A 17,530-nucleotide genomic window follows, 5' to 3' on the forward strand; every position below is an offset into this window, starting at 1 on the left:
TGCATGACGAACTTCCGCGTGCGCCGCTCCCTGGCCGACACTCCCGCCTATATCCCGGGTCGTCCTCCCGCCGCGGTGGAGGGGATGACCAGCTACAAGCTGTCGTCGAACGAGAGCCACCTCGGACCGCTGCCCGCGGTGGTCGACGCGATCACCGGGGCGGCCGACACCCCCGCCCTCTACCCGGACCCCGCGGGGACGGACCTCACCGCAGCGCTGGCCCAGTTCCACGATGTGGGGACGGACCAGGTCGTGCTGTCGGCGGGATCGTCGGAGAGCCTCTCCGCGCTCGTCGGGATCACCCTGGAGCCCGGCGCGCGGGCGGTCTACCCGTGGCCGTCGTTCGAGATGTACCCGCAGCTCACCAGCTTCGCGGGCGCGGACCGCATCGCCGTGCCGCTCACCGCCGACGGCCGCCACGACCTGCCGGGCATGGCGGAGGCGATCACCGAGCACACCCGGCTGGTCCTCCTCTGCTCGCCCAACAACCCCACCGGCGCGGTGCTCGGCGACGCGGAGTTCGACACCTTCATGTCGCAGGTGCCCGAAGACCTCATCGTCGTCCTCGACGAGGCGTACGTGGAGTTCGCGGACGGCAGCGAGGCCGCCGCGCGCATCCGCACGCCGGAGGGCAACCTCGACGCACCGGTCGATGCGGAGCAGGCGCTCGCCACGTACTCGAACCTCGTGGTGCTGAGGACGTTCTCGAAGGCGCACGGACTGGCGGGGCTGCGGGTCGGCTATGCCGTCGCGCACCCCGCGATCATCCACGAGATGCGCAAATCGATCGCTCCGTTCAGCGTGGGCGCGGCGGGCCAGGCGGCGGGTCTCGTGTCGCTCGCCCTGCGCGACGAGGTGCTCGTGCGGGCGAAGGAGGTCGGCGCCGCGCGTGACGAGCTCGCCGCCCGGCTGCGCGAGATCGGCCTGGCCGTTCCCCCCAGCGGCGGGAACTTCGTGTGGGTGCCGCTGGGCCAGCACGATTCCGCTGCGTTCTCCGAGGTGTGCATGGCCCACGGCCTCGCCGTGCGCAATCTGGGCTCGGGCGTCCGGATCACCGTCGGTCCGCCGGAGGCGATGGAGAGGCTCGTGGCCGTCGCACAGGAGTTCATGCAGGGTCGCGACGCATGACGGCGGCGCACACCGGCGGCACGGATCCAGCTGTCCTCACCGAGCCCGCCGCCCTCGGTCTGACCGCGCCCGAGGTCCCGGTCGACCTCGCGCCCCTCGTCGAGGCTCTCAGCCCGGGCGCCGTCGTCGACGACCCGGATGTCATCGCAGCGCACTCGAAGGACCGCGCGGTGTTCGCGCCGATCGGCACCCCGCGGGTCCTCGTCCGCGCACGCAGCACCGGGGACGTGCAGGCCACCCTGCGCTTCGCGCATGAGCGCCGTGTGCCCGTCATCCCGCAGGGAGCGCTCACAGGACTGTCCGGCGGAGCGAACGGTGTCGATGGCGCCATCCTCCTGAATGTGGCCGGGATGGGCGGCATCCTCGACATCGACACGGTCGAGCAGACCGCGACGGTGGAGCCGGGTGTCCTCAACCGGACCCTCAAGGACGCGCTCGTCGAGCACGGACTGTCCTATCCGCCTGATCCGGGATCGGTCGACATCTCCACGCTGGGCGGGAACGTCGCAACGAACGCGGGCGGTCTGTGCTGTGTGAAGTACGGCGTCACGAAGGACTACGTCCGCCGTCTGACGGTCGTCCTGGCCGACGGTTCGATCACGACGGTGGGGCGGCCCACGGCCAAGGGGGTGGCGGGGCTGGACCTCGCCGGCCTCTTCGTCGGGTCGGAGGGGACGCTGGGCGTCGTCGTCGAGATCGTCGTCGAACTGATCCCCGCGATCCCAGACCCCATCACGGGAGTGGCGCTCTTCGACGACATCCGCGACGCTGCGCGCACCATCACGGAGTTCATGTCGTCCGGAGTGACGCCCTCGCTGCTGGAGATCCTCGACGGGCAGTCGATCGCGTGCATCAACGACTACGGCGACTTCGGTCTGCCGGAGGGCGCTGCGGCCATGCTGCTGGTCCAGGCGAACGGTGACGGATCGCTCGAGCGCGCGGCTGCGGACCTCGCGGTGTTCGAGCGGATCGCGGAATCCCAGGGAGCCACCGAGGTCACGATCTCCGACGACCCCGCCGACTCGGAGATGTTCATCGCCGCGCGCAGATCTGTGGGCCACGCGCTGGAGAAGTACGCGATGGCGAACGGCGGGGGCGAGCTCGTCGACGACGTGTGCCTGCCGCGTGCGGCACTGGCGGAGTTCTTCACGCGGATACAGGGCATCGCGGAGGAGCACGATGTGCTGATCGCCGTGGCCGGGCACGCCGGTGACGGGAACATGCACCCGAACGTGCTCTTCGACGCGCAGGATCCGCCGTCCGTCGCCCGTGCCTATGCCGCATTCGACGCGATCATGGCGACGGGCCTGGAGCTCGGCGGGACGATCACGGGAGAGCACGGTGTGGGAGTGCTGAAGAACAGGTGGCTGGCGAAGGAGCTCGATCCGGTCGCGCAGCGGCTCCACGTCGCGATCAAGAGGGAATTCGATCCGCGGGGCATCCTCAGCCCCGGCAAGATGCTGGGAGAGCTGGCGGGATGACTGAGACGACGACCTCGGCGGCGGACGCTGCCCGAGCGAATGCCGGCGGAGCTCATGCTGCCGGTGCCCCGGCTGGCGGGGACGCTGCTGGTGGAGACACCGCCGGCGGAGACACTGCTGCGGACCGCACGCAGTTCGGCTTCGACGTGGGGACGACCATGTCGTCCGGCGGCCGGACGGGGACGATCCGCACGCCGCACGGCACCATCGCGACGCCCGCCTTCATCCCCGTCGGCACGAAGGCGACGGTCAAGGCGGTGAAGCCGGAGGACGTCGACGCGCTGGGTGCGGACGCGGTCCTGGCGAACGCCTACCACCTGTTCCTGCAGCCGGGCGCGGACATCGTCGACGAAGCAGGCGGGCTGGGCGCGTTCATGAACTGGCCCGGCCCCACCTACACCGACTCCGGCGGCTTCCAGGTGATGAGCCTGGGCGTCGGCTCCAAGAAGGTGCTCACCACGGAGTTCGCGGGGAAGGACCGCTCCGACCTGCAGACCGTCGACAAGGAGCGCCGCATGGCGAACGTCGACGAGGACGGAGTCACCTTCCGCTCGCACCTCAACGGCGACATCCACCGGTTCACCCCGGAGGTGTCGATGCAGGTCCAGCACCAGCTGGGCGCGGACATCATCTTCGCGTTCGACGAACTGACAATGCTCACGAACACGCGGGCGTACCAGGAGGAGTCCCTCGAGCGGACCCGCCGCTGGGCGGAGCGCTGCGTGACGGAGCACGTCCGGCTCACCCAGGAGCGTACGCACAGGCCCTACCAGGCGCTGTTCGGCGTGCTCCAGGGCGCACAGTACGAGGACCTGCGGCGGACGGCCGCCCGCGACCTCGGAGCGATGGACTTCGACGGGTTCGGGATCGGCGGTGCGCTGGAGAAGGAGAACCTGGGCACCATCGTCGGCTGGGTGTGCGAGGAGCTGCCGGAGGAGAAGCCGCGGCACCTGCTGGGCATCGGCGAGCCGGATGACCTGTTCGCAGCGATCCGTCGGGGCGCCGACACGTTCGACTGCGTCTCCCCGTCGCGGGTCGCGCGGAATGCCGCCGTGTACTCCCGGGACGGCCGCTACAACATCTCCGGCAGCCGCTACAAGAGGGACTGGCAGCCGATCGACCCCGAGTGCTCCTGCTACACGTGCGCCCACCATTCGCGGGCGTACCTGCACCACCTGTGGAAGGCGAAGGAGATGCTGTTCTCCACCCTCTGCACGATCCACAACGAGCACTTCATCGTGCAGCTCGTCGCAGAGATCAGAGGGGCGATCGAGGACGGGCGCTATGACGAGCTCGAGGCGGAGGTCATGGGGCGCTACTACGCGAAGAGGTGACCGCGAAGAGGTGACACTGAGCGCCGGCTACCTGGTTGAATGGCGTCATGAGCGATGAACTCTTCGAGCACGAGACCGAGTCCACGATGACGCGCGAGCAGGCGGCCGCGAAGCTGCGAGAGCTCGCGGACTCGCTGGAGCGCCAGAACGACGTGCGAGTCGTCCAGACCGGACGCGACGTGACGGTCCGGGTCGCGGACACCGTCGAGTACGAACTGGAGGTCGAGGTGGAGCCCGGCGGGAAGTCCGAGATCGAGGTCTCCATCAGCTGGTGAGAACACCACCGGTGACCTGGGGCCGAAACACCGTCTGAGTGTCCGAGACACCGGTGCAGGGCGCGGCGTCTCGAGCACGCGACCGGCGTCTCGGCAATTGGTGCACGTCGACGTGAGAGGACGAGATGGACGACATGCAGGACGACGACACCGCGGGCGACGACGGCCGGACCGTCGGCGAGGGCGAGGACGGCAGCGCGACGACGCTCGACGTGCTGGCGCTCGCCGCGCCGCCGCAGCCCGGTCACCCGCGCGGACGCCCCGCCGTGAAGCGCCTGCTGCAGGGCGACGGGGCGAACCTCATCGCCTTCACCTTCGCGCCGGGGCAGTCGTTCCCGGACCACTCCGTCGCGCACCCGATCACCGTGCAGTGCCTGTCGGGGGAGCTCACGTTCGGGTGCGGGGGCGAGACGATCCGCCTCACCCCCGGCACCGTCGTGCACTGCCGGGAGCGAGTGCTGCACCGAGTCGACTGCTCCGATGACGCGCCGGATGCGAACGTCCTCCTGCTGACGATGCTCACCGGCGAGCGCCACTGAGGCTCAGGACACTGAGGCCCAGGACACCGAGGCTCAGGACCTCATTCTGCTCCGCCGGGCGCATAGGTCGACTCACGCTTCTTGACCGCCTGGATCACGCGGTAGGTCACCGGCATGAAGAGCACTTCGACGGCGACCTTGTAGAGGAAGCCGACGATGATGTAGTTCACGAAGTCCCACCCCGGGATGACACCGGCGAACGCTACGACGCAGAAGATGAGCGTGTCCGCGAACTCTCCCACGCCGGTGGACGTGAGGAGCCGTATCCAGAGGTGCTTCTCGCCCATGCGCCGCTTCACCTTGACCAGGATGTACGCGTTCAGCAGCTGTCCGACGAGATAGCCGCACAGAGACGCGAGCGCGATGCGCGGGTAGAAGCCCAGGACCGCTTCGAACGCGGACTGGTTCTCGTAACCGGGGCCCGGGGGCGCGATCTGGACCACGAAGAAGACGAGGACCGCCAGGGCCTGCATCGCGAAGCCCATGAGGACTGCCCGCTTCGCAGCCTTGAAGCCGTAGACCTCGCTGATGACGTCGCCCAGGATATAGGCCAGCGGGAAGAGGAACGCTCCGCCGTCCGTCACGAACGGGCCGATCTCGATGACCTTCGTCGCAGAGATGTTGGAGATGAGGAAGACGCAGCACATGAGCGCGAAGATGTACGCGTAGAAGCGGCCTCGCGTGCTCGCGAACGCGGTGAGGCCCGCAGCGTCGTCGTGGCGTGCCGCGTGGGTATGGCCCGCAGAGTCGGTGCGGTCTGCAGCGTCGTTGTGGGGTGATGATGCGTGGGTCGGATGCTGCTCTGGGTTCTCCGCCGGACCGGACTGTCGGGGTGCGGCTCCTGCGCCGTTCACTCCCGTGTCCCGATCCGGCTGCCCAGATGCGGGTGCGTCCGCGCCCCGGGGGGCGTCACGTCTGTTCGACATCGATCTCCTGTCCACCCGTCAGGTCGACGAGTTCCGAATAGGTGAGTGGCAACATCGCCTCGATGGTGCCGCCGCCGGCCCACAGCTTCTCGTGCATCCGCAGATCGCGGTCGATGAAGGTGCGCAGGGGTCTGGGGTGTCCTGCGGGAGCGACGCCGCCGACGACCTGGCCGGTCGCGGCGAGCACCTGCTCGGGCTTGGCGCGCTTGAGCCGCCGGGCGCCGATCGCCGCCGCGGTGAACGTCGTGTCGACGCGGTGCGCCCCGGAGGTCATGATGAGGACGGGCTCGTCCTGGACAGGGAGCTCCGGAGCGGACTCGGAGGCGGGATCATCCGCTGCTGCGTCCGTCCTGCCGTCGTCCGCGGCGGTCCCGTCGCCGGACGAGGCATCATCCTCCACCTCGAACTCCGCGATGAAGACGAGCGAGTTCGCGATGGCCCCGAGCTCCACCCCGTGGTGCTCTGCCGCGGCTGCGGCGGTGGGGAGCGGCTCCGCGTGCGTGATGACCTTCGTGTCGATGCCCGCCGCGCGCAGATCGCGCTCGAGCTTCGCATGCGTCGGGTGTGCGGGCCCCGCGGGGCGCAGCGGAGCCAGGCCGCGGCGACGCAGCAGCGGCTCGACGGCCACGTCCTCGTCCAGGAACCTCCGCAGAGCACTCAGCGGGTCGACGGAGAACCCGAGAGACAGGACCTCCGACCGGTAGCGTGCGCCGAGCTCCGGATCGAGCCCGCCGTGGTCCTCGAACATCTCGGACACCGCAGCCGCGTACTGCTCCGACCAGAGGTAGGAGTAGTAGCCGGCCGCATAGCCGCCCGTGAAGGTGTGGGCGAAGTACGTGGACCGGTACCGCGGCGGCACGACGGGGTCGAAGCCCGCGGCGGAGAGGACCTCGGATTCGAAGGTGAGGACGTCCTCGATCGCCTCGCCGTCCTCGAGCGAGTGCCAGCCCAGGTCGAGCATCGCCGCGGCGAGGTATTCGAGCGTGGAAAGGCCCTGGCCGAACCCCTGGGCGTCGAGCAGCGTCTCCACGAGGCTCTGCGGGATCCGCTCGTCGGTCTCCCAGTGGAGTGCGTACGCGGGCAGGACCTGTGGGTGGAGCGCCCACATCTCGAACTGCTGCGAGGGGAACTCGACGTAGTCCCGCGGCACGGAGGTCCCAGCCTGCGACGGGTGCACGGAGTCGGCGAAGAGCCCGTGGAGCACGTGCCCGAACTCGTGGAAGAGCGTGACAGTCTCGTCGACGGTCAGCAGCGCCGGGCGACCCGGCGGCGGCTTCGGCACGTTGAGGCTGAGCGTGGTGACGGGGTGCAGCCCGGTGAGCCGCGAGCCGGGGACGAGCTCGTCCATCCATGCTCCGCCCTCCTTGCCCGCGCGGGCATACGGATCGACGAGGACGAATCCCAGGTGGCGTGTTCCGTCGAGTGCTTCGTACACCCGGACGTCCTCGTGCCAGCCCGACAGGTCCGGCCGCGAGGTGAAGGCGAGGCCGAAGAGGGTCCCCGCCGTCGCGAAGACGCCGTCGATGAGCACCCGCTCGAACTCGAAGTAGGCCGAGGCCTGCGCGGCGTCCAGCTCGAACGCCTCGGCGCGGTAGCGCTCCCACAGGTGGGTGACATCCGCGCGCTGCAGCGGCTGCGCTTCATCCATCCCGAAGTATTCGCGGACCCTCCGCGATTCGCGGGCGAACTGCTTGAGCGCGGGGCCGATGAGCGACCGCAGCAGCCCGCCCGTGGACTCGACGTCCGGGGCGACCTGGTCATCGACGGCGTACTGGGCGTAGCTGTGGAAGCCCAGGTGTCCTGCCAGCGCGGCCCGCAGCGCGGTGAGGTCGGTGATCATCTCGCGCGTGTCCCCGGGACCGCCCGACGATCCCCGACCCAGCGACAGGTCGAGCAGGCGGGCACGGGTCGCGGGGTCCGTCAGCTCCGCCAGCGCGTCCTGCTGCGTGGTGTTCGTGAGCGGCAGTCGGAGGCCCGTGACACTGTTGTCCCGGGCATCGTCGCGGGCTGCCTGGAGTGCGTCCTCGCTCAGGCCCGCCAGCGCGGCCTCGTCGTCGACGACGAGCGCGCGCGAGGTCGCCTCACGGAGGAGGACCTGGCCGAACTCCGTCTCGATCCGGTCGATCTCCGTCGCGATGGCGGACACGCGCTGCCGGTCGTCTGCCGGGAGGCGCACCCCGGCGCGGACGAAGTCGCTCACCATGAACTCGTGGAGTCGGCGATCCTCCGGGATGAGGTCCGAGGTGGGCACCGCCTGCAGGCGCTCGAAGAGCTCTGTGTCGAGCTCGATGCCCAGGCGCAGGGAGGTGAGCTGGGCCCACACCCCGGCCGCGGCCTCGGCGACGGCATCGGTCTGGACGTTCGATTCGTACACCCGCACCAGCGCGCTCAGCGCGTCCGCGGGCTGCAACGCCCGCTCCAGTGCCAGGGTGACGGTCTGGAAGGAGGCCTCCTCGGACGAGGCCAGGATGTCCGCCACCGCGTCCTGCGCGAAGCCCACCGCCAGCGTCGCCGCCTCCGTGAGGTGGGACGGGGTGATGCCCGCGAAGTCGGGCAGCGCGAGGTCAGGGGTGCTGCTCACGAACTCCCACGCCGGGTTCGGCGCGGAGGGGACTGTCGGGGGCTGGGTCACTGGTTCTCCTGTGTCGACGACGGCTGCACCCACCCCGTCGTCCGACAGTGCGGACGCCGGTCTAGGCTTGGCGCGTGAGCGACTTCGAAGGCTACCTGCGCGGGGACCCGCAGGCTAAACGCATTGAGGTCGGGCTCCTCATGGCCGGTCTCGCAACTTTCACCCTGCTCTACGCCACACAGGCGATTCTGCCGTATTTCACCCGCGACTACGGCATCTCGCCGGCAGAAGCCGCCTTGTCGGTCTCGATGGCCACTGCGGGGCTGGGCGTCGGCCTCATCTTCGCGGTGCCCGTATCGGAGCGGATCGGACGCGTGCGCCTCATCCGCTGGTCGCTCATCCTCGCCTCCCTCCTGGCGCTGGTGGTCGCGTTCCTCCCGTCGTGGCCGCTCTTCCTGTGGGCTCGGTTCATCATGGGATTCGTCCTCGCAGGGCTTCCCGCGACGGCCGCCGTGTACCTGAAGGAGGAGATCCACCGCACGTACGTGTCGGCGGCGACCGGCATCTACATCTTCGGCACGACACTGGGCGGACTGTCCGGTCGCGTGCTGTCCGCACTGACGATCGAGGTCGCGAACCAGTGGGGATACGCGGGCACGGGTGTGCTGAGCGAGTCCCACCTGGCGCTGTTCGTCACGGCGCTCCTGGCGCTGGGATGCGCGGTGGGCTGCTGGGTCCTGCTGCCCGAATCGCGCGGCTTCGTCCCGCACTTCGATGCGCCGCGGGAGCTGATGCGGAAGTTCGGCCGTGCGTTCCGCGATCCGGTGCTGCTGGGGCTCTACGCGATCGGCGGGCTGGGGATGGGCACATTCGTGGGGGCCTTCAACTCACTGGCGTTCCGGCTCGAGGCTGCGCCGTACCTGCTGTCCGTGGGGGCGATGGGCCTCATCTACTTCGTCTACCCGATCGCCGGGGTCGGATCGATCGTTGCGGGGCGGCTAGGCGGTCGGTACAGCCTGCGCGCGGTCATGCCGTACGGCCCGCTGGTCGCCGTGATCGGGATCCTGCTCATGGGGCTCACTCATCTGTTCTGGATCGTGCTCGGCATCGCGATCCTGTCCGTGGGCTTCTTCATGAGCCACTCCCTGGCCTCCACCTGGGTCGCGCAGCGGGCCAGCGCATCCGTGGGGGTGCCTGCGCAGGCCGCGTCGATGTACATGCTGGTGTACTACGCGGGGTCATCCATCAACGGGAACCTCGCGCCGCTCGCGTGGGAGCTGCAGGGGTGGAGCGGGGTCACCATGCTGAGCCTCGTGTTCATGGGGACTGCGTTCGTCATCTCCGTGCTGCTCGCGCGCAGCCGGCCGCTCGTCCGGTAGGGGCCGCACGGTGTGCGACGATGAGTCTGCCTGAGCCCGCTTCCGTGCGGGCTGAGGCTCATGCCGTCACTGAGAAGGGTCCTGCCGTGAAGATCGAGGACATCGAGATGAACCAGGACGCGTCAGCGTGAAGGAAGGTGGTGTGGGTCCCGGCGCGACCGGACTGCGTCGCGTGCTCGGGCTGCCCGGAGCGGTGATCGTCGGAGTCGGATCGATGGTGGGGGCCGGAGCCTTCGCCGCGTTCGGCCCCGCTGCCGCTGCCGCGGGCTCGTGGCTGCTGCTGGGCCTCGCGATCGCCGTCTGCGTAGCCTTCCTCAATGCGACGTCCACTGCGCAGCTCGCAGCGCAGCACCCGGTCTCCGGGGGCGTGTACGCGTACGGGACTGCGCAGCTGGGACCCGTGCCCGGCCTCGTCGCCGGGTGGGGGTTCGTCCTCGGGAAGATCGCCTCGACAGCCGCGATGGCGCTCGTCGCCGCGACGTATCTGCTGCCTGCCTCCCTGTCCGGGTCCGTCTGGGTCACCCTCGTCGCGCTCCTGCTGCTCGGGCTCGTGACTGCAGTGAACGCGCTCGGAGTGAACCGCACGGTGCAGGTCACAGCAGTGCTCCTCACGGTGGTGCTCATCGTGCTCGCCGTCGTGGTCGGCACTGTCTTCGCGCGTGAGGAGTTCAATCTGGGTGTCCTGGCGTCACCGGCTGCGGCCGGGCCACCGTTCACCCTCATCGGCGTTCTGCAGTCCGCAGGGATCCTGTTCTTCGCCTTCGCGGGCTATGCCCGCATCGCCACGCTGGGGGAGGAGGTCCGCGATCCTGCGCGGACGATCCCTCGCGCCATCGTCGTGGCGCTGGGCGTGACGGTCGTCCTGTACGCGGTGCTCGGACTGGTCCTCCTGGGGAGCCTGGGCGCACAGGTGCTGGCGGATTCGGAGGCGCCGGTGGCGCGGCTGGTCGCCGAGGTGCCGGTCGTGTCCCTGCTGGCGAGGATCGCGGCGGTGCTCGCAGCCCTGGGCGCGCTGCTGGGCCTCACTGCGGGACTGTCGCGCACGGCCTTCGCGATGGCGCGCGATCACACGCGGTGGTTCGGTCCGCTCGCCCACATCCACGAACGGTCCGGTGTGCCGCTGCGCGCACAGGTGCTCACGTCCATCGGCGGTGCGCTGCTCATCGTCATCGGCGATCTGACGCTCGCGATCGCGGTGTCGAGCGTGTTCGTGCTCGTCTACTACTTCATCGCGAACGCGGCGGCGCTGACCCAGACGGGGGAGCACCGGCGCTATCCGCGGTGGATGCAGATCGGCGGGATGGTCCTCTGCGCGCTGCTCGCCCTCGTCATGATCCCTGTCTGGTTCTTCTGAGGAGGGATCCGCTGATGCTCGCGTTTCTGCTCCGACTGTTCGGTCTCCTGCTGGTGGTCGCGCTGTTCGCTGTCGTGGTCGTCATCGGGATCGTCCTGATCCGTCGCAATCGGGAACTGGTCCGCAGTGGGATCCCCGTGCGTTCCACTGTGGTCCACGTCAGGACCCAGTCGGTCGACTCCTCCTTCGTCTACCACCCCACCGTGCGGTACGAGCTGCACGGCAGGATGTGGGAGTCCACTCCGTCGCTGGGGAGGCACGCGCTGAAGACGAAGGGGTTCTGGAAGACGAGCTGGTCGGGGGAGCAGTTCATCGGGATGCCGCTCGACGTGCTCGTCGATCCGATGAATCCGGTGGCCTCCACGGTGCCCGGGCAGAGCCGCCTGGGGATCCTGCTGGTCGTCGTCGGATCCGTCTTCGGCGGGCTCGTCCTGCTGTTCGGACTCCTCGGAGTGCTGATCGGCATCGTGCGCTGACACGTCGTGCGCCGAGGTGCGGTGCGCTGAGATGCGATGCGCTGAGATGCGATGCGCTGAGTCGCGTTCTCGACGCTCAGGAGTCGGCGTTCATGACCAGCGGACGATGATCCTGCTCAGTGCTCAGTGCTCAGTGCTCAGTGCTCAGTGCTCAGTGCTCAGTGCTCAGTGCTCGTGGCCCGTGCCCTGGAGCGCATCGAGCGCCTCCTGTTCCGTCACATCGACGGTGAAGTGTCCCATCATGCCGTCGTCCTCGTGGAGCATGAGGTGGCAGTGGTACATGTACGGCAGCTGCGAGTGGTCGTCCTCGTGCGCGGGGAAGGCCACGGCGATGCGCACGTCGCGCTGCGGCGGCGTGTAGATCGTGTCCTTCCAGCCGGCCATCTCCGGCGGCGGCGGGTCCCCGCTGATGTCGAGGATCCGGAACTGCACGTTGTGGATGTGGAAGTTGTGCGGGGACGAATCGAGGTTGCTCACCTGCCACACCTCGGGCTGGTGCGAGGACGAGACCAGGTCGATGCGGCCCATGTCCATCGACCTGCCGTTGATCTGGCGGCCGCGCAGCGTCATCTGCCGCTCCTGACCGCCGTCTGTCGGGGCGGGGAGAGCGGCCAGCTGCGCGGGCAGTCCGAGGTCGGCGATCGATGCGGGACCAGTCGAATCGTCGGCGCTAACTGAACCACCGGAACCGTCGGCACCTCCGCCGCCTGCGTGCTCGAGGCGGAGGATCGTGAACTCGTCCTCACCGCCCACCGCCTCGTAGTCGGCGACGTTGCCCAGGTCCGGCTCGGACGACATGAGCGTCACTCCCTCGTCAGGGACCTCGACGAGCACCTCGGCGCGCTCCGCCGGCGACAGGCTGATCGATTCGACCTCGACGGGCTCCGGGAGCAGGCCCCCGTCGGATCCGATGACGGTGAGCGGAGCGCCGGAATCGAGCCGCAGACCGTACGAGCGGGCCTGCGAACCGTTCAGCAGCCGCAGCCGCAGGACCCGCCGGTCCGTCGTATGGACGGCACCGACGACGCCGTTCGTCACGACGGTGCGCCCCAGCAGCCCCACCTCGGAGTTGAAGTTGTGGCCCAGCAGTTCGCCGTCCTCGGTGATCCGCATGTCCTGGATGACGACGGGGAGGTCGTCGACCCCGTACCCGTGGGGCAGGGCGGCGAGGACCTCCGCGGATGGCGAGGGGGCCTCGGCGGCGGAGGGGACGGAGTCCCCCGAGACGGTCCCCGGCGTGTGTCCGTCCGCGTCGTCGAGGATCAGCATCCCGGCGAGGCCGCGGCGCACCTGCTGGGCCGTGGCCTCGTGCGGATGCGGGTGGTACCAGAGGGTGGCGGCCGGCTGGTCCGGGGTGAAGGCGACCGTGCGCGTCTCGCCGGGCTGGATCGGGTCGTGCGGCCCGCCGTCCGCGTGCGCGGGCACGAGCATGCCGTGCCAGTGGACGGTCGTCTCCTCGTCCGTGTCGTTCGTGATGACGGCCTCGATGGGACGACCCCGCTGCATGCGGATGGTCGGGCCCAGGTATGTCTGCCCGTTGTAGCCCCACGTGTCGGTGGCGACGTCCGGGAGGAACTCCGTCGTGCCTCGGCCGGCCGTGAGCGCGAAGCGGCCGTCCGCGTCCGGCTCGAGGAGGGGCGGGATGGGGAGGGGACTGCCCGCGTCGGTGACGGGCACCTCGGCCTCGCGGGAGCAGGACGCGAGGACGGGGGCGAGTGCGGCGACGCTCAGCAGCGCGCCGCCGGCCCGCAGCAGGGCACGGCGATCGAGGGGCCGGCCCTGGCGGTCGACGGACCGGCCCAGGAGGCGGGGAACAGGGGGGACGGGCGGCATGGGGACCATCGTCCCGCACTCGCCGAGGTCCTGCAGACCGTTGCTGTCGGTGAGACGGCCCCGACCACCGACTGGGCCCGTTCGTTGTCGTGCATCACCCGTTGTCGTGCACCTCACGTGCGCGTAGTCTGGATATCCACGTCGACGGCGACGAGGGCCGTGTCGACGTCAGCGCCGAGGAGGAGCCATGACCGTCCACGCAGCCGCAATCGAAGCAGCCCCCACGATCGAGGGAGAGGATTTCTCCCGGGTCGCCTTCACCCAGGACGCGGTCGACCTGCTGGTCCGACTCATCGATCGCAACGGTCCGGTCATGTTCCACCAGTCGGGCGGGTGCTGCGACGGCTCATCGCCGATGTGCTACCCGGCAGGGGACTTCCTCACCGGGGACGCGGACATCCTGCTGGGTGTGTTCGACGTGCCGCTGGCGGACGGGCAGAACAGCGAGGTCGAGTTCTGGATGTCCGTGGAGCAGTTCGAGTACTGGAAGCACACCCACCTGACGATCGACGTCGTGGACGGGCGCGGATCCGGCTTCAGCCTCGAAGGGCCGGAGGGCAAGCGCTTCCTCACCCGGTCGCGGCTGTTCTGATGGGCTGAGGCAGCGGGGCGGCCAGTACCAGCTCCCTGAGTCCGGCGCGGGAAGTCAGTACCCTCAGTCCAGCGCGGGCAATCAGTCCAGCGCGGACAGGTCCTGCCAGTCCTCCCACGAGTACACCCAGTCGGAGATGTCGCTGTGCTCCGTGTTGAGGTCGACCGACGACCCGGTGATCTCGACGGGGTCCCCGTAGAGCGCCATGTCGTAGTACTCCTTGGCGCGCTCCGTCGACAGGTTGATGCAGCCATGGGACACGTTGGCGCTGCCCTGGACGCCCACGGACCACGGCGCGGCATGGATGAACTCGCCGTTGTTGTGGATGCGGACGGCCCAGCTGACGTCCGTCTCGTAGTCCCAGCGCTCTGAGGTCATCGTGTAGAACTCGTGCTTCGCCATGACGACGTGGGTGCCGTTGTAGGACGGGGCCTGTGGGGTGCCCAGCGAGGCCGGCCAGTCTGCGATCTGCTCGCCGTCCCGCTCGATCGTCATGCGGTGGGACTGGGCGTCCGCGACGACGCGCTGGTCGCGGCCGACGTCGAAGGACAGCTCGATGTCCTCCTTCCCGTACCAGCGCGGCGAGTACTCGACGCCTTCCAGCGGGAGGCTCACGTCGACGCTCACGTCGGAGGGCCAGAACTCCTGGGGTCGGTAGTGGACGCGGCTGATCCCGTCCGCCGTGTCGTAGAGCCAGCCCCACGAACCCTGGACGTCGACCGGTTCGCCGTCGGCGTCGGTGACCTCGACGCTGAGGCGCGCCTCGATCGCCGCGCGGGCCTCTTCCGGGACCGTCGAATTGAACGTCACCGCGATCGGTGCGCCCACGCCCACCGTCTGGTCGTCCGCGATGATCGTGTTGGCGGTGAGCTCTTCTTGGGCCGTCGTGTCCGGCGTCGTGACGGTGCCGGTCGCGGTGTGCTCGGCGCCGTCGGGGGAGACGGTGGTCGCCTCCCACGTGTACGTCGCGCCGGTCACCAGTGCGGTCGAGGACTCCCATTCCGTGCCCTGTGAGGCGGCGGAGGCGTCGCCTGCGGCGGCGCTGGAATCCTCCGAGCCCGAGGCACCGGCCGAGTCCTGCTCCGACGTCCCGTCCGTCTCAGAGGACTCGTCGGATTCCGAGGTGGCTGCGGAGCTGGAGGGGCCCACTTCCATGAGTCCGTGGGTCGGGTCCGTCGTTCCGCCGGCCATCGCCTGCTCGTCGGTGCTGTCGGTTCCCTCGGCCTCAGCTGCGTCGTCTGAGCCGTCTGTCTCTGCTGTGTCGTCCGCTGCGTCGTCGGCCGTGTTCTGGTCCGCGTCGAATGTTCCTGCGTCGGCGGGGACGGAGTCGTGGTCGGCGTCGACGAGTGTGACTTCGGTGAATTCGCCGCCGTCGACGGTGAGTGCGAGCTCTTCGCCAGCCTCGATCGTCACCGCATCAGAGGGCGGGGCGGAGGCCTCCGAGCCTGCGTCAGCGGCAGGCGAGGCGGATGCGGTGCCGGCTGGGGCCTCGGCGGCGGTGTTCTGAGCAGAGGTGCCGTCATCGGCGGCCTCGTCGCCCGCGATCGTCTCGTTCACGACGGAGACCACGGGTGCGGGATCGCTCTGCGCGGTGCTGCCGTCGGAGGACGGGTCAGTCGGGTTCGTCGGACCCGCGGTGCACGCGGAGAGGACGAGCGCGGCAAGACCCGCGGTGGCGACAGCGGACAGGGCACGACGACGCACGGAAGACCTCCGAAGGGGAAAGGGACTTCTGGAATCGTACGTCTGTCCATGGAAGCGATCCTGGATGGAGTGTGACCGCGCGCACGGTCATGCCGTCCTGTGCGGTTGCAGATGTGCAACGTCACGCGCCTGAGCGTCTCTGACCTGCGGAGACGCCGTGATCTGGCGGCGCTGCGTGTTGCCGAATCGTAACTGCCGCGATGTGATCAGAATGAACGGAATACGCGTCAGGGTGCCGGTGTGAGGGGCGGCGGAGCGCCTCCCTGCTGTGCGCGACACTTCGATTTCACCTGAGCGTGCGAGTCCGGTAGAGTCACCTGCGGAGGATTCGCCTAGCGGCCTATGGCGCACGCCTGGAACGCGTGTTGGGTTAACGCCCTCAGGGGTTCAAATCCCCTATCCTCCGCCGCAGGAAGCCCCCGGTTCGCCGGGGGCTTCTTCACATTCAGCATCGCATTCTCGCATTCGTGCTTGGTGCGTGCTCGGATGCCGATGGACCCGCAGTCTCGTCGGCCAGGTCGCCGGGCAGATGTGGAGCGCTCCCGTCTTGACTGCGTCGGGGCATGACCGCGGCCGCACAACGGGCCGTCTTCGCCGAGTCGCCGTTGACACCGACGAAGACTGAGTCCGAGCGTAGTGCCGAAACATGTGCTGTGCATCACGTTCGAGTAACGATCGGGCGATCGACCAGCCACTCCTGCGTGGGCGGTTGGGGAGATAATAGGGGCATGGACCTGTGGACTGAGTCTTCGGGGTTGGAGCTGGGCTACCTGGCTCTTGCGTTCGTGCTGTGCGCGTTCATCGGGATCGAGCGGCAGGTGCGCCAGAAGGCTGCGGGGTTCCGCACGCACGTGCTCGTCGGTACGGGTTCAGCGGGCTTCACCCTGGTGTCCAGCTTCGGCTTCGCCCACGTGCTGGGGGATGATGTCACTCTCGACCCGTCGCGCATCGCGGCGCAGATCGTCACGGGGATCGGCTTCCTGGGCGCCGGAGTCATCTTCACGCGCCGCGACGCGGTGCGGGGCCTCACCACTGCGGCGACGATCTGGGTCTCCGCGGCCGTCGGCATGGCGGCGGGCGCGGGCATGGTGTCGCTGGCGGTCGGCCTCACCGTGGCCCATCTCTTCGCGCTGGTGGTCATGGGGCCCATCGTCGCGAAGATCCCGACGCGCGACACGAATCGGGTGCTGCGGATCGTCTACGCCGATGGTGAAGGTGTGCTCCGCCGACTCCTCGCCGAGGCGACGGAGGTCGGCTTCTCCGCCTTCATCCTGTCAGCCCGTCGGCTGGACCAGACGGATCTGGTCCAGCTCGACGGGCGCTTCAAGGGGCGCATGCCGTTGCGGGACCTCGTGCCGCACCTCCACGAGGTGGACGGAGTGCGCTCCATCCATGTCCAGCGGGACACGGATGACGAGGAGGAGGATTCGCGGACCTAGACGAGGATTCGCGGGCCTGGCGGCGCAGGATGTCGCGGGCGCGCTGGGTGCGGACGCGTCTCCTCGGTCCCTCGGTTCGTTTCGCAGGGCTGTCGGGCCGGTTTCACAGAGTCGCCCGACCGCATCCACAGGTTGGCCGACCCGTATCACGCTTTTGGTGGCCGCCAGATGTCATCCCTGCGACTCTCTGCGTCGAATCCACCGGCTGCGAATATCGCCTGGCCGGAGCCCACGGCGTTGATGCCGGATTCTGCGCCGGTGACGACGATGCTGCGGTTCAAGGCCGCCTGAACGGCATGGGCGCGTGCGGTGGTGCCTGCGTTTTCGGGGGCTGGGGAAGTGCGCGCGGAAGTTATGTCCGCGCCTTCGAATAGTATGTAGAACAGCAATAAAGATGATCTGTCACTCACCGTGAACGGTGAGATGAGCGATCCACGGTGGCTGTGTTCTGCAGGGTGGTTGAGGCTTCGAGGGGGAGGCGAGGGGCGATGACGGAGG

15 protein-coding genes and 1 tRNA gene are annotated in these 17,530 nt (G+C 69.0%); 11 read left to right on the forward strand and 5 right to left on the reverse strand.

Annotated features, from left to right (window positions below; all coding sequences use genetic code 11):
• Nucleotides 1-3 precede the first annotated feature (3 nt).
• The 5 genes from FM105_RS04980 (at nt 4) to FM105_RS05000 (ending at nt 4,757) form a co-directional block, all read left to right on the forward strand.
• Nucleotides 4-1,128, forward strand: a complete 1,125-nt coding sequence (locus FM105_RS04980) for a histidinol-phosphate transaminase (RefSeq protein WP_087005732.1) — start codon at nt 4-6, stop codon at nt 1,126-1,128.
• Nucleotides 1,125-2,609 carry an FAD-binding oxidoreductase gene (locus tag FM105_RS04985; protein WP_087005735.1) on the forward strand — a complete coding sequence of 495 codons (1,485 nt, stop codon included), beginning with the start codon at nt 1,125-1,127 and terminating at the stop codon, nt 2,607-2,609. Before FM105_RS04980 ends, FM105_RS04985 begins: the two co-directional genes overlap by 4 nt.
• The gene (gene tgt / locus FM105_RS04990) at nt 2,606-3,943 is read left to right on the forward strand and encodes a tRNA guanosine(34) transglycosylase Tgt (protein WP_087005738.1); all 1,338 of its coding nucleotides are present in this window, start codon (nt 2,606-2,608) and stop codon (nt 3,941-3,943) included. Before FM105_RS04985 ends, tgt begins: the two co-directional genes overlap by 4 nt.
• A 47-nt stretch (nt 3,944-3,990) precedes the next feature.
• Nucleotides 3,991-4,218 carry an amphi-Trp domain-containing protein gene (locus FM105_RS04995; protein WP_087005741.1) on the forward strand — a complete coding sequence of 76 codons (228 nt, stop codon included), beginning with the start codon at nt 3,991-3,993 and terminating at the stop codon, nt 4,216-4,218.
• Between the two features lie 125 nt (nt 4,219-4,343).
• Nucleotides 4,344-4,757 (forward strand): cupin domain-containing protein, encoded by a 414-nt coding sequence (locus FM105_RS05000; RefSeq protein ID WP_256970239.1) that lies wholly within the window; start codon nt 4,344-4,346, stop codon nt 4,755-4,757.
• Nucleotides 4,758-4,798: 41 nt separating this feature from the next.
• On the opposite strand, the gene FM105_RS05005 is transcribed toward FM105_RS05000, so the two are convergent.
• Both FM105_RS05005 and FM105_RS05010 read right to left on the reverse strand, forming a co-directional pair.
• Nucleotides 4,799-5,683, reverse strand: a complete 885-nt coding sequence (locus FM105_RS05005; RefSeq protein ID WP_306298562.1) for a queuosine precursor transporter — start codon at nt 5,681-5,683, stop codon at nt 4,799-4,801.
• Nucleotides 5,667-8,315, reverse strand: a complete 2,649-nt coding sequence (locus FM105_RS05010; RefSeq protein WP_256970240.1) for a M3 family metallopeptidase — start codon at nt 8,313-8,315, stop codon at nt 5,667-5,669. Before FM105_RS05010 ends, FM105_RS05005 begins: the two co-directional genes overlap by 17 nt.
• 74 nt (nt 8,316-8,389) lie before the next feature.
• Between FM105_RS05010 and FM105_RS05015 the strand changes: the two genes are divergently transcribed.
• The 3 genes from FM105_RS05015 to FM105_RS14500 all read left to right on the forward strand — a co-directional run bounded on the left by FM105_RS05015 (nt 8,390) and on the right by FM105_RS14500 (nt 11,464).
• A complete protein-coding gene (locus FM105_RS05015; RefSeq protein ID WP_087005744.1) occupies nt 8,390-9,634 on the forward strand; it encodes an MFS transporter in 1,245 nt (414 codons plus the stop codon).
• 127 nt (nt 9,635-9,761) lie between these two features.
• Nucleotides 9,762-10,988 carry an APC family permease gene (locus FM105_RS05020; protein ID WP_256970241.1) on the forward strand — a complete coding sequence of 409 codons (1,227 nt, stop codon included), beginning with the start codon at nt 9,762-9,764 and terminating at the stop codon, nt 10,986-10,988.
• Between the two features lie 14 nt (nt 10,989-11,002).
• Entirely contained in the window at nt 11,003-11,464 is a 462-nt protein-coding gene (locus FM105_RS14500) for a DUF3592 domain-containing protein (protein ID WP_143275825.1), read from the forward strand.
• Between the two features lie 165 nt (nt 11,465-11,629).
• On the opposite strand, the gene FM105_RS05025 is transcribed toward FM105_RS14500, so the two are convergent.
• Nucleotides 11,630-13,297, reverse strand: coding sequence for a multicopper oxidase family protein (locus FM105_RS05025; RefSeq protein ID WP_179207074.1), 1,668 nt, complete (start codon nt 13,295-13,297; stop codon nt 11,630-11,632).
• Nucleotides 13,298-13,484: 187 nt separating this feature from the next.
• Between FM105_RS05025 and FM105_RS05030 the strand changes: the two genes are divergently transcribed.
• The gene (locus tag FM105_RS05030; RefSeq protein ID WP_087005749.1) at nt 13,485-13,889 is read left to right on the forward strand and encodes a DUF779 domain-containing protein; all 405 of its coding nucleotides are present in this window, start codon (nt 13,485-13,487) and stop codon (nt 13,887-13,889) included.
• Nucleotides 13,890-13,970: 81 nt separating this feature from the next.
• Here FM105_RS05030 and FM105_RS05035 read toward each other — a convergent pair whose 3' ends face one another.
• Entirely contained in the window at nt 13,971-15,593 is a 1,623-nt protein-coding gene (locus tag FM105_RS05035) for a L,D-transpeptidase (RefSeq protein ID WP_087005752.1), read from the reverse strand.
• Between the two features lie 321 nt (nt 15,594-15,914).
• Here FM105_RS05035 and FM105_RS05040 point away from each other — a divergent pair.
• Together FM105_RS05040 and FM105_RS05045 are read left to right on the forward strand one after the other, a co-directional pair.
• Nucleotides 15,915-15,999 (forward strand) — tRNA-Ser (locus FM105_RS05040).
• A gap of 322 nt (nt 16,000-16,321) precedes the next feature.
• Nucleotides 16,322-17,032 carry an MgtC/SapB family protein gene (locus FM105_RS05045; protein ID WP_087005755.1) on the forward strand — a complete coding sequence of 237 codons (711 nt, stop codon included), beginning with the start codon at nt 16,322-16,324 and terminating at the stop codon, nt 17,030-17,032.
• Nucleotides 17,033-17,178: 146 nt separating this feature from the next.
• Here the strand turns inward: FM105_RS05045 and FM105_RS14780 are convergent.
• Nucleotides 17,179-17,530: hypothetical protein (locus FM105_RS14780; RefSeq protein ID WP_218777914.1), on the reverse strand; the 352-nt coding region annotated here is incomplete at its 5' end.

Source organism: Brevibacterium yomogidense, assembly GCF_900163715.1.
In the GTDB taxonomy this organism is placed as follows: domain Bacteria; phylum Actinomycetota; class Actinomycetes; order Actinomycetales; family Brevibacteriaceae; genus Brevibacterium; species Brevibacterium yomogidense_A.

Bases quoted from the DNA above. Each gene is read 5' to 3' on its own strand.
- FM105_RS05030 (WP_087005749.1), top strand. From the start codon at position 13,485: ATGACCGTCCACGCAGCCGCAATCGAAGCAGCCCCCACGATCGAGGGA.
- tgt (WP_087005738.1), top strand. From the start codon at position 2,606: ATGACTGAGACGACGACCTCGGCGGCGGACGCTGCCCGAGCGAATGCC.
- FM105_RS04995 (WP_087005741.1), top strand. From the start codon at position 3,991: ATGAGCGATGAACTCTTCGAGCACGAGACCGAGTCCACGATGACGCGC.
- FM105_RS14500 (WP_143275825.1), top strand. From the start codon at position 11,003: ATGCTCGCGTTTCTGCTCCGACTGTTCGGTCTCCTGCTGGTGGTCGCG.
- FM105_RS04985 (WP_087005735.1), top strand. From the start codon at position 1,125: ATGACGGCGGCGCACACCGGCGGCACGGATCCAGCTGTCCTCACCGAG.
- FM105_RS05005 (WP_306298562.1), bottom strand. From the start codon at position 5,683: ATGTCGAACAGACGTGACGCCCCCCGGGGCGCGGACGCACCCGCATCT.
- FM105_RS04980 (WP_087005732.1), top strand. From the start codon at position 4: ATGACGAACTTCCGCGTGCGCCGCTCCCTGGCCGACACTCCCGCCTAT.
- FM105_RS05025 (WP_179207074.1), bottom strand. From the start codon at position 13,297: ATGCCGCCCGTCCCCCCTGTTCCCCGCCTCCTGGGCCGGTCCGTCGAC.
- FM105_RS05045 (WP_087005755.1), top strand. From the start codon at position 16,322: ATGGACCTGTGGACTGAGTCTTCGGGGTTGGAGCTGGGCTACCTGGCT.
- FM105_RS05000 (WP_256970239.1), top strand. From the start codon at position 4,344: ATGGACGACATGCAGGACGACGACACCGCGGGCGACGACGGCCGGACC.